Origin of the sequence: Afifella sp. H1R, assembly GCF_021462425.1 — a bacterium.
Classification (GTDB): domain Bacteria; phylum Pseudomonadota; class Alphaproteobacteria; order Rhizobiales; family Afifellaceae; genus Afifella; species Afifella aestuarii.
In genome coordinates this window covers 917,374-928,769 of the sequence record NZ_JAKEDY010000002.1, presented here as the reverse complement: position 1 = coordinate 928,769, position 11,396 = coordinate 917,374, and the positions used below count along the sequence as shown (strand labels likewise).

Annotated in this window: 10 protein-coding genes; 3 read left to right on the top strand and 7 right to left on the bottom strand. The window is 65.0% G+C overall.

Features of this window, described 5'->3' with window-relative positions; genetic code table 11:
• The first annotated feature begins 113 nt into the window (after positions 1-113).
• Both cobA and L0F51_RS15860 read left to right on the top strand, forming a co-directional pair.
• Entirely contained in the window at positions 114-986 is an 873-nt protein-coding gene (cobA, locus tag L0F51_RS15865; protein ID WP_234630127.1) for a uroporphyrinogen-III C-methyltransferase, read from the top strand.
• Positions 983-2,287, top strand: coding sequence for a cobyrinate a,c-diamide synthase (locus L0F51_RS15860; RefSeq protein ID WP_234630126.1), 1,305 nt, complete (start codon positions 983-985; stop codon positions 2,285-2,287). Before cobA ends, L0F51_RS15860 begins: the two co-directional genes overlap by 4 nt.
• Positions 2,288-2,298: 11 nt before the next feature.
• Here the strand turns inward: L0F51_RS15860 and cobM are convergent, their stop codons facing one another.
• The 6 genes from cobM to L0F51_RS15830 are packed head-to-tail and all read right to left on the bottom strand — an operon-like array spanning position 2,299 to position 8,606.
• Positions 2,299-3,093, bottom strand: a complete 795-nt coding sequence (cobM, locus tag L0F51_RS15855) for a precorrin-4 C(11)-methyltransferase (protein WP_234630125.1) — start codon at positions 3,091-3,093, stop codon at positions 2,299-2,301.
• On the bottom strand, positions 3,090-4,913 hold the full coding sequence (gene cobJ / locus L0F51_RS15850; protein WP_234630124.1) for a precorrin-3B C(17)-methyltransferase: 1,824 nt from the start codon (positions 4,911-4,913) through the stop codon (positions 3,090-3,092). The genes cobM and cobJ overlap by 4 nt, the downstream gene beginning before the upstream one ends.
• Positions 4,910-5,602: a precorrin-2 C(20)-methyltransferase gene (cobI, locus tag L0F51_RS15845; protein ID WP_234630123.1), complete on the bottom strand. Its 693-nt coding sequence runs from the start codon at positions 5,600-5,602 to the stop codon at positions 4,910-4,912. Before cobI ends, cobJ begins: the two co-directional genes overlap by 4 nt.
• Complete coding sequence (gene cbiE / locus L0F51_RS15840; protein WP_234630122.1) at positions 5,599-6,843, bottom strand: precorrin-6y C5,15-methyltransferase (decarboxylating) subunit CbiE; 1,245 nt, start codon at positions 6,841-6,843, stop codon at positions 5,599-5,601. The genes cobI and cbiE overlap by 4 nt, the downstream gene beginning before the upstream one ends.
• Positions 6,840-7,469: a precorrin-8X methylmutase gene (locus L0F51_RS15835; protein WP_234630121.1), complete on the bottom strand. Its 630-nt coding sequence runs from the start codon at positions 7,467-7,469 to the stop codon at positions 6,840-6,842. Before L0F51_RS15835 ends, cbiE begins: the two co-directional genes overlap by 4 nt.
• Positions 7,470-7,475: 6 nt before the next feature.
• A complete protein-coding gene (locus L0F51_RS15830) occupies positions 7,476-8,606 on the bottom strand; it encodes a sirohydrochlorin chelatase (protein WP_234630386.1) in 1,131 nt (376 codons plus the stop codon).
• Positions 8,607-8,955: 349 nt separating this feature from the next.
• Between L0F51_RS15830 and L0F51_RS15825 the strand changes: the two genes are divergently transcribed.
• The gene (locus L0F51_RS15825) at positions 8,956-9,738 is read left to right on the top strand and encodes a hydroxypyruvate isomerase family protein (protein WP_234630120.1); all 783 of its coding nucleotides are present in this window, start codon (positions 8,956-8,958) and stop codon (positions 9,736-9,738) included.
• On the opposite strand, the gene pgi is transcribed toward L0F51_RS15825, so the two are convergent.
• The gene (gene pgi, locus L0F51_RS15820; RefSeq protein ID WP_234630119.1) at positions 9,717-11,354 is read right to left on the bottom strand and encodes a glucose-6-phosphate isomerase; all 1,638 of its coding nucleotides are present in this window, start codon (positions 11,352-11,354) and stop codon (positions 9,717-9,719) included. The two genes, L0F51_RS15825 and pgi, sit on opposite strands and share 22 nt — an antisense overlap.
• Positions 11,355-11,396 lie beyond the last annotated feature (42 nt).

Below are 11,396 nucleotides of genomic sequence, written 5' to 3'. Positions count from 1 at the left end.
GATAGACCGAAACGCGCCGCCAGATTGTGCTGTGATCAAAACGCCTTGAATGCAGCACAGGCAAGCCCGCGAAGGCACTTGTCTTGCCGTTTTCCTCCTGCAAAAAGAGCGACATGGACGCTCTGCCCCCCTCCCCCCTCTTTGCGGACCTGCCCCAGTTCGAACCCGGCCATGTCTGGCTCGTCGGCGCCGGTCCGGGCGACCCCGGTCTGATGACGTTGCACGCTGCCAACGCCCTCGCCCAGACCGATCATGTCATCTACGATGCGCTCGTCGATCCGTCCGTGCTGAAATACGCGCGGAACGGCGCCGTCATCGAATATGCCGGCAAACGCGGCGGCAAGCCCTCGGCCAAACAGCGCGATATCTCGCTGCATCTCGTCGAGCTGGCGCGCGCAGGCAAGCGCGTCTGCCGTCTGAAAGGCGGCGATCCCTTGATCTTCGGGCGCGGTGGCGAAGAAGCCCTGACGCTCGTTGCCCACAACATCCCCTTCCGCATCGTGCCGGGCGTGACGGCCGGTGTCGGTGGGCTCGCCTATGCGGGCTTTCCCTCCACGCACCGCGACATCAACCATGTCGTGACCTTCCTCACAGGCCATGATCAGACGGGCCTCACCCCCTCCTCGATCGACTGGCAAGCCCTCGCCAAGGCCTCGCCGGTGATCGTCATGTATATGGCGATCAAGCACCTGGCCGGCATCGCCGATGCGCTGATGGCGGCAGGTCGCGGTCCCGACGAGGCTGTGGCGATCGTCTCCGAAGCCACGACATCACGCCAGCGCGTTCTGGAAACGGTTCTTGGCCGCGCGGCGGAGGATTGCGCGGCTGCCAAGATGGAGCCCCCCGCCCTCGTCGTTCTCGGCGAAGTGGTGAAACTGCGCAAAGGCCTCGACTGGCTCGGGGCTCTGCAAGGCCGCAAGCTCGATCCGGACCCTCTCGGCACGGGCCTCGATCTCGACGCCAAGGAGGCCGGTGGCACCGCATGAAGAGCGGGCCGAAGGCATTTCTTATCGCCGGAGGCTCCAGCCATTCCGGCAAGACGGTTCTGACGGCAGGCCTCATCCGCGCCCTGATCCGGCGCGGGCTCAAGGTGAAGGCTGCCAAGTGCGGACCCGATTACATCGACCCGCGCTTTCTGGAAGCGGCCTCGGGCGCGCCGGCGACCAATCTCGATCCCTTCGCCATGCGGCCGGAACGGCTTCGCGCACTTGCCGCCCGTCAGGCGGAAGGCGCGGACCTTCTCGTCGTCGAAGGCGTGATGGGGCTTTACGACGGCGGTGCGAACGGTCTTGGTTCGACCGCAAGCCTCGCCGCGCACCTCGCGCTTCCGACCTTCCTCGTCGTCGCAGCCAACGGCATGTCGCAATCGACGGCGGCCGTGGCAGAGGGCTTCGCGCGGCTTGCCGAGGGTTTTTCGCTTGCAGGCGCGATCGTCAACCGCGCCGGTTCCGAGCGCCACCAGGGTCTTATCCAGGAAGGCTTTGCGCGTGCATCCGTGCCGCTGATCGGAATCGTGCCGCGCGATGAGCGACTGGCATTGCCGTCACGACATCTGGGGCTCGTCCAGGCGGAGGAGCATCAGACGCTCGATGCCGTCATTGAGGCATCGGCAGCACTGATCGAGAAACATGTCGATCTCGATGCCGTCCTCCAGGCGGCCGAACCGCTCGGCGACAGCCACGAGAACGCCGCGACCCTTCCCCCGCTCGCCCAAAAAATCGCCCTCGCGGACGACGTTGCCTTCCGCTTCGCCTATCCCCATTGGCTCGCCGATTGGCGTGCCGCTGGCGTCGAGATCACCACCTTTTCGCCGCTCGCCGACGAGGCACCGGCAGACGATGCGGGTGCGATCTTTCTGCCTGGTGGCTATCCCGAGCTCTATGCGGGAAAGCTCGCCGCAGCCATAACCTTCAAACGTGCCATGCGCAACGCGGCGTTGAAAGGCCAGCTCGTCTATGGCGAGTGCGGGGGATTCATGACGCTCGGCGACGGTTTGATCGACGCCGAAGGCAGACGGCACGAGATGCTTGGGCTTCTACCGCTCGTGACGAGTTTCGCCGCGCGGCGTCTCCATCTCGGCTACCGCCGGCTGACGCCGCTTGCCGGCAGGCCCTTCGCAGGGCCTCTCGGCGGACATGAATTCCACTACGCCAGCATCGTGAGCGAAGGCCCGGCGGAGCGCCTCTTCGACAGCCGGGATGCTGCCGATACGCCGCTTGGCGAGGTTGGCCTCTGCCGCGGCAGCGTATCGGGCTCCTTCCTGCATGTGATCGACCGCGCCGCGTAAGGCGTGGGGCCTCAAGCTTCGCGCGTGGCGGCGCGAAGGATGTGGGAATGCGACGCGTCGTAAAGCGCACTGTCGCGGAATTCGTCCGCATCGAGCGCCCGGCCGATGAAGATGAGCGCGGTGCGGGTGAGCTTCTTCTCGCGCACTTTCTCACGCACATTGGCGAGATCGGTGCGGATGAAATCCTCATCCGGCCAGCCGACGCGATACGCGACGATGACGGGGCAATCCGCACCGACGACCGGCGTCAGATCACGCTCGATCGCGAGAAGATTGCGCACCGAAAGATGCACCGCCAAAGTCGCACCGGTCTTGGCGAAGGCAACAAGACTTTCCCCCTCCGGCATCTTCGACGATTGCATGGCGGTCCGCGTGATGACGACCGACTGGCTCACCTCGGGGATGGTGAGCTCCTGTCCGAGAGCTGCCGCAGCGGCCGCAAAGGCGGGAACCCCAGGCGTCACGTCATAGGCGATGCCGAGCTCTTTCAGCCGCCGGATCTGTTCGGCGATCGCCCCGTAAAGCGAGGGGTCGCCGGAATGAACGCGGGCAACGTCCTGGCCCTTGCGGCAAGCCTCTTCCATCACGGCGAGGATCTCGTCGAGCGCCATCGGCGCCGTATCGCGCACGAGCGCATCCTTCGGCGCGGCCGCCACGACCGCTTCCGGAACGAGAGAGCCCGCATAAAGACAGACCGGGCAGCTTTCGATGAGCTTCAGCCCGCGCACGGTGATGAGGTCAGGTGCGCCTGGCCCCGCACCGATGAAATGCACCTTGCCGGTGGGATTTTTGTCGAGACTGGTCACGCTGTCGTCTCCTTTTCGGGGGCCTGAACTTTGCGGTGGTAGTCGCGCGGCGTGAAAAGGAATTCGCGTCCGCCTGCTGTGAAGGTTCGGCTCGTCGACGATCCGACGACGACGAGGCTCATCATGTCGACGTCGTCGACGGACAATTCGCCAAGGGTGGTGAAGTGCAAGCGCTCGCCCTCCCGCCCGAGAAGACGGGCAATCACCACCGGCGTCTCCGCCGGACGATGGGCGAGAAAGATCTCGCGGGAATCGGCAAGCTGATGCCGCCGGCGCTGCGACACCGGATTGTAAAAGGCGACGACGAAATCGCCTTGCGCCGCTGCCTCGACACGCGAGCGGATGGTCTCCCACGGCGTCAGAAGATCGGACAACGAGATGAGGCAGAAATCGTGGCCCATCGGCGCACCGAGGCGCGAGGCCGCAGCCTGGAAGGCTGAAATGCCCGGCGCCACGACGAGCTCGACACGCTTCACCGCAGACGCGGGATCAGCACCTTCCAAGACTTCGCAAACGAGCGTGGCCATCGCATAGATGCCCGGATCGCCGGAGCAGATGAGGGCCACCGAGCGGCCTTCGGCCGCGAGTTCGAGCGCCTTCTGGCAACGGTCCCGCTCTTCGCCGAGCGGCGAATCGATGCGGACCTTATCGGTGATATGAGGGCCGATGAGGTCAAGATAGTAGGAATAGCCGATGACCGTATCGGCACCGGCGATGAGCGCGTCCGCCTGTGGCGTCCGCCATTCCGCGTCACCCGGCCCGATACCGACGACCGCGAGCTTGCCGCGGGCGCGCCCGACAGACGCCGCCTCGATCGGCGCTGGTGCCTCGGCGATGGCGCAGGTGGCACGCGCGCTCTTCTTCTTGGCGACCACGAGAAGCCCCTCGGGGCCGACGGCGGCGAGGGCTGCCGCTTCGGCGACCCCATGCGTGCCGACTTCGCGGAAGACCGCCTCCGAAGGATTGTCGAGGCGCGGTGTTTCTTCCTCGAGGCGCGCAGCGGTGAAGAAGCGCGCCGGCACGCCGAGCGTCTTGGCGGTTTCCAGGATCGCCGTCTCGTCGGCCTTCAGATCAAGCGAGACGATGCAGGCGACCGAATGCAGAGAGAGCCCGGCTTCTGAGAGCGTTTCCTGGACGAGGGTCATCACCTCTTCCGTGTCGGCGCCTCGCTCGCAGCCGACTCCGATTGCAAGCGCCTTCGGGTGATAGACGAGCGTCTGCGCATCGCCCTTGCGGTCTTCGGTCGTGGCGACGAGTTTTACGGAGCTGTCGGCTCCGCGCGGCAGGGCACTCTCCTCGATCCAAGGTAGATCGCCTTCAAGCTCCACCGTCGCACCAGCGAGAAACGCCGACATCACATCCTTGGCGTCTTCCGGATTGGCGAGCGCAAAGCCGTGCGGGGGCTCGTCGAGCGCGATGCCGAAGCGGGTATCGCCGGCCGTGGTGATAGCGGCGAAGCCCGAGAGTTTGGCCGCAATCTGCCGCGCCAGACCGTTGGCGCCGTGGTGGCCGCCGAGAAGCGGCACCACGGTGCGACCATCCTCGGAAAGAGCGAGGACGGCGGGCTCGCTGCGCTTATCGGAGAGAAGCGGGGAAAGGACGCGCACCAGGATACCGGCCGCACAGATACCGACGATCGGCCGACCGGCCTGGAACAGCATCCGGCAATGCGCCCCCGTATCCTCGAAGACACAATTGGCGGGAGCAGCACCGCTTTCCACGGCCTTCTTCAGGGCATGGACGTCGCCCCCGATCGCTTCCCGCAACCTGTTCGCGGTCACAAGGCCCCGTTCGGTCAAAGCGAGAAAGACGGGCGTCATCGTTCAACCTTCGCAATCAGGATCATCGAGAAATAAGGCGCCTCGTCGGCTTCGAGCTCGGCAAGCGGCACCACTTTTTGCTGCGGCAGGCTCGCATGCGAGACGTAGACGGCTTCGTCGAGCCGCCCGAGATCGGCGATGAGCTCCTTGAGCTGCGGCAGATGACGGCCGACTTTCAGGATCGCCGCCGCTTCGCTTTCACCGAGGCGCGCCTTGAGGATCGCCGGGTCGAGCGTCGCCGGAAAGACATTGAGCGTGCCCGTGCGCCGTGTCAGGGGCCGGCTCGCGGCCGCCGCAACGGCGGTGAGCGAAGAAACGCCCGGCACGATCTCGCAGCCGAAGCGCGGGCACAGCCGGTCGTGCAGATACATGAAGGTGCCGTAGAAGAACGGATCGCCTTCGCACAGCACAATCACGTCCCGACCGTCTTCGAGCTCGGCCGCGATCTCTTCCGCGGCGCGGTCATAAGGCTCGCTCGGGACATGTCCGGCGCGCATCGCAATGCGGATGACGATCTCGCGTGCATCGCCTGCAATGTGCTTTGCCGCGATCGCTCGTGCAAAGCTCTCGCCGGGATCGGGGGCGGGATAGGCGATCACCTCGGCGCTTTCGATGATGCGCGCCGCCTTCAAGGTGATGAGCTCCGGATCTCCGGGCCCGACACCAATGCCATAAAGTTTGCCACTCATTCCGGGAGCAGACCTCCGTCATCCATTCTGGTTTCGCCAACGCTCCCCTTAACCCACGCCCATTGCGTGACGGGCATCGCAGGTCGCCAGCCGTGATACGGGCCGATCGCCTCCGCATGCGAGACCGCAAGGCGTGTAAGCTCACCCCCTGAGCTTTGATGCTCGGCGAGAAGGACGGCTTCGCTTTCAAGCGTCACCGCATGCACGACGAGCCGGCCGCCGGGCTTCAAGGCCCGGCGCGCCAGTGCAAGTGTTTCCGGCCGCACGCCACCGCCCACGAAGACGGCATCGGGCGCAGGCCAGTCCGCAAGCGCCTCCGGCGCCTCGCCCTCGCGAATGTCGAGCTCCGGCACGCCGAGTTCCAAGGCGTTCTTCGCCGCCATGGCCCGTCGCTCCAGCCGCGGCTCGAGCGCGATCGCACGCGCATGATGCGCCGCACGCATGAACTCGATGGCGACCGATCCGGCACCCGCGCCGATATCCCAGAGAAGAGCGCCCGGGAACGGGGCAAGCCGCGCGATCGCGGCCGCGCGCACTTCCCGCTTCGTCATCTTGCCGTCGTGTGTGAACGCATCATCCGGCAATCCGCCGGAGCGCGGCATGAAGCGGGCGCCAGGCCCGGCGATGCATTCGACCGCAAGCGTGTGGAAATCGGCGGTCTCCGCCGACCAGTCACGCGCCCGACCTTTGATGCCGGTCTCTTTCGGCCCGCCCATATGGGCAAGCGCCACCATGCGGCTGTCGCCGAAACCGCGCGCCGTCAGATAGGCGGCAACGGCAGCGGGCGTCGTGCCGTCATGCGAGAGAATGAGGAGCTTCGCACCGGGATAGACGGACAGCGCCAGCCGACCGATCGGTCGGCCATGCAGCGTCACCATCTCGACGCGCTCCAACGGCCAGGCGAGCCTTGAGGCCGCGAGCGCGAAAGCCGACAGACCCGGGATGATGAGCATCTCTTCGGGCGGGATGGAGCGGGCAAGCGTCGCACCGATCCCGAAATGCATCGGATCACCGCTCGCAAGCACCACGACCCGCCGCCCGCGATACTCAGTCAGACGACTCACGAGTTCACTTAAAGGGCTGGGCCAGGCGAGTTTTTCCCGCTCGTCCTCGGGCAGCATGGCGAGATGGCGCTCGCCGCCGATGAGAATTTCGGCGTCGTCGACCAGCCGCTGAGCGGCGGCGGAAAGACCAGAAAGACCATCCTCACCGATGCCGATGACGAAAAGCCAGGGTTTCATGCGGCCTCCTCACCGATCATGAGCGCGTTAAGCGCCGCAGCCGCCATCGCCGATCCGCCACGCCGACCCCTGAGCGCCACGAAAGGCAAGCCGAGAGGGTTGGCGATCAGCGCCTCCTTGGATTCCGCCGCACCGACGAAACCGACCGGGAAACCGATGACGAAGGCCGGGCGCAAATCGGGGTCTTCGGCAAGTTCCAGAAGGTGGAAGAGAGCCGTCGGCGCGTTGCCGATGACCGCGATGGCACCCGAAAGCCGTTCGCCAAGAGCCGAAAAGCCCGCGGCTGTCCGGGTCGTTTGAAGCTCGCCGGCAAGCCGCGCCGCATCGGGCTGCGCAACCGCCGCTTCGATGGGGTTGCCGGCGGGCAGATGCCGCCGGGCAATTCCCGCAGCGACCATGGCCACATCGCAAAGGATCGGTGCACCGGCCAGAAGAGCCGCACGCCCCGCGGCACCCGCCCCCTCCGACCATGCGAGATCGGCGACAAGATCGGGCATCCCACCGGAATGCACGACGCGTTTGGCGAGCGGCCTGAGGTCGACAGGGACCCCAGACAACTCGCATTCCGCTTCGATGATCGCAAAGGAGCGGCGGGTGATTTCGGCGCCGTCGCGCAGATAGTCCATGTTCGCTCAGTGCCGCTTCATCGAACGCGGGCCGAGCGGGTGATCGGCATGCGGATACGGATGATGATGGTGGTCATGGCCATGACCATGGTCGTGATCGTGGCTGTGCCCGTGATCGTGCCCGGCATGCGGATGATCGTGATCGTGGGAATGTCCGTGGTCATGATCATGCCCGTGGCCGTGATGGTGATGCCCATGGTCGTGATCATGCCCATGTCCGTGCGTGTGCGGCTCGTCCTGACAGCGGCCGTTGCAGCTGCCATCGTCGTTGCACAGATCGCAGGCGGCGCCGACGCCTTCCACATGATGGTGGTGGCTTTCCTGAGGCAGACCGATCTCCGCTTCGAAGCCTAGGATCTGCTCCCGGTACTTGCACATCTGACAGTTCATCAGATTGGCGCCATTCAGGATCTCATTGACCCGGTCGGCCATGGTCGCGATCACCTGCGGGTGATCGTTGAGATAGCCCGCCTTGAGGAATTCGATCTCCGGATGGCGCTCGGCCACCGCGTCCGTCGCCATGTAGATGCGGCTCACCAGAACGCCGGTGAAGAGGAAGTACGGGAAGACGATGATGCGCCGGTAGCCGAGCTTGGCCGCATGTTCGAGGCCCGGCTCGACGAGCGGGAACGTGACGCCCGAATAGGCCGTCTCCGCCCAGCCGAAGCCGAAGCCTTCCCACAGCATGCGGGTGATCTTGCAGACGTTGGAATTGGCGTCGGGATCGGAGGCGCCCCGGCCGACGACGACGAGAAGTGTCTCATGCAGCGGCACATCGGAGGGCGAAGCGGCGAGCGCCTCTGAGATACGGTCGGAGGCAGCGCGGATCATGCGCGGATCGATACCGAGATCGCGGCCATAATCGATCGGAACGCCGCGTTCGGCCTGATAGGTGTTGAGGACGGAGGGAATGTCGTTCTTGGCGTGACCAGCGGCAAACAGCATGCCGGGAACGGCGAGGATGCGCGTGCAACCGAGATCCACCAGCTTATCGAGGCCGGTGCGCAGAACCGGTTCGGCGAATTCCAGGTAACCGTATTCGACCGGCCATTGCGGGAAGAGCTTGCGCGCTTCCGTTGCAAGACGGGCGAATTCGTCGACCGCCGCTTTGTTGCGGCTGCCATGGCCGCAAATCATCAATCCGAGTTTTTCCGACACGCGTTCAATCCTCCGATTTTCGGGTGGCGAGGCGACCGCGCATGGGCGCAAAAGCAGGGAGGAAGCAGGACTGCGTCACGGCGGGCCTTCACAAAAACGAACGGATGACCCGCCCACAGCGGAGCTGTGGCGCTGGACGGCCCCGGTTTTGGCTCCCGGTAGGGGTCAGCCGCGCCCGAGATCGTTTTCAGCCCTTCGACGGGCAACCATCCCTGAACCGGCTCTAGAGAGCGAAGGAAGGCGCGTCAATCGCGGAAGCCATTTGGCCACTTGCCAGCCGAAAAGTGGACTGCTCTTTTCGACGGAAATAGCTGAAGATAAAAGTGAAATGCTCAAGCTCTCTGCCAATCTCGGATTTTTATGGACGGACCGGCCGCTGGAGGAGCGAATCGTCGCAGCAAAAAAGTCAGGCTTCGACGCGGTTGAGTTTCAGTTCCCTTATGACGCGTCACGCGAACCGCTGAAACAAGCGCTGCACGAAACCGGCCTGCCGCTTCTCGGCCTCAATACGCGAACCGGTAAGGACGGCGAATTCGGGCTTTCCGCGCTCCCCGGGCGGGAGAAGGAAGCCCTCGCCGCGATCGATGAGGCGATCGAATGGGCCGTCGATCTCGACGGCACCTCCGTGCATGTGATGGCCGGCATTGCCGACGACGAGACGCCTGTCCGCCGCTGCAAGGAAGCTTTTGTGAACGCCCTCTCCTATGCCGCAGGTCGGGCGGCGCAGCACGGCCTGACCATTCTGATCGAGCCGATCAACGCGCGCGACGTACCGGGCTACTTCCTGTCATCGAGCGCGGAGGCGGCACGCATCATCGACATGGTGGCGGCCGACAATCTGAAGCTCCAGTTCGACTGCTATCACGCCCAGATCATGGAAGGCGACCTCGCCCGCCGCATCGCGGCGCTGATGCCGAAGATCGGCCACGTCCAGATCGCCGGCGTGCCGGGACGCAACGAGCCCGACGAGGGTGAAGTCGCCTATTCCTGGCTTTTGCCGGAGATCGAGCGTCTGGGCTATCGGGGCGCCATCGGCGCCGAATACCGCCCCCGCACGACGGTGGAGGCGGGCCTTTCCTGGATGAGGACTTACCGCGACAGCGCCCGATAGCGCTCCACGAGGCCGGCGGTGGAGGAATCGAGACCGTCCGTTGTCGCTCCGTCGCGGATGACCGGCAGGAGGTTGGAGGCGAGCGCCTTGCCGAGCTCCACACCCCACTGATCGAAGGAATTGATGTCCCAGATCGCGCCCATCACGAAGACCCGGTGCTCGTAAAGCGCAATCAGCATACCGAGCGTGTGCGGATCGAGACGCTTGTAGATGAGCGTGTTCGACGGCCGGTTGCCCGGAAACACCTTGTGCGGGGAGAGCCGGTCGATTTCCGCCGGCGCCATCTTCTGGGATGAAAGCTCCGCGCGCACCTCGTCCTCGGTGCGGCCGAAGGCCAGCGCCTGCGCCTGCGCCAGGCAATTGGCGAGGAGCTTGGCATGATGGTCGCCCATCGCTTCGTTGGGTTCCGCCGCAATCAGGAAATCGACGGGCACGACCTCGGTCCCCTGGTGGATGAGCTGGAAGAAGGCGTGCTGACCGTTGGTGCCCGGCTCGCCCCAGACCACCGGCCCGGTCTGGTAATCGACCGCCTTGCCTTCGCGCGTCACCCGCTTGCCGTTCGATTCCATATCGAGCTGCTGCAGATGCGCGGCGAAACGGCTGAGCCGCTGGTCGTAGGGGATCACCGCCTGGGTCGGATAGGCGCAGACATTGCGGTGGTAGATCCCGATGAGCCCCATGATGACGGGGAGGTTCTCGGCGAGCGGCGCCGTGCGGAAATGCTCGTCCATCTGCCGCGCCCCGGCGAGAAAGCGCTTGAAGTTCTTGAAGCCGATCGAGATCGCCAGCGGCAGGCCGATCGCCGACCAGACGGAATAGCGCCCGCCGACCCAGTCCCAGAAGCCGAAGACGCGCTCTTCGTCGATGCCGAATTCGCCGACCTTCTTGAGGTTGGTGGAAAGGGCGGCGAAATGCGCCGAAACCGCCTCCTCTCCAAGCCGCTCCACGATCCAATCGCGCGCCGAGGCGGCGTTGGTCATCGTCTCGAGCGTCGTGAACGTCTTCGACGCGATCAGAAAGAGCGTACGCTCCGGATCGAGTTCGGCGAGCGTGTCGTGGATATGCGCCCCGTCGACATTGGAGACGAAATGCACGCGCGGCCCGCCATCGCGGAAGGGCGTGAGGGCCGCCACCGCCATCGCGGGACCAAGATCGGAACCGCCGATGCCGATATTGACGACATCGGTGAAAGCCTTGCCGTTCGCACCCGTAATCTTGCCCGAGCGCACCCCTTCGGCGAATTCGCCCACACGCTCCAGAACGTCATGCACGCCGAGCATGACATCGACGCCATTCACCTCGACGGCAGCCGATTCCGGCGCCCGCAGGGCGGTGTGCAGCACGGCCCGCTTTTCGGTGAGGTTGATGGCCTCGCCGGTGAACATGGCATGCCGCAGAGCCTCCACTTCCGCAGCCTGGGCGAGCGCGATCAGAAGATCGAAGGTCTCCGCGGTGATGCGGTTCTTCGAATAATCGAGCGTGAGATCGCCAAGGCTCGCCGAAAAGCGCTCAAACCGGCCCGGATCCTCCTGGAAAAGCTCGCGCAGATGGCGCGCGGCAAGACTGCTTTCATGCACCTTCAGGGCATCAAGCGCTGTCCGGGCGGCAGGCTTCATCGTGTCATTCCTCCTGGGGGATCTTTCGTGGGGATCTTCAAA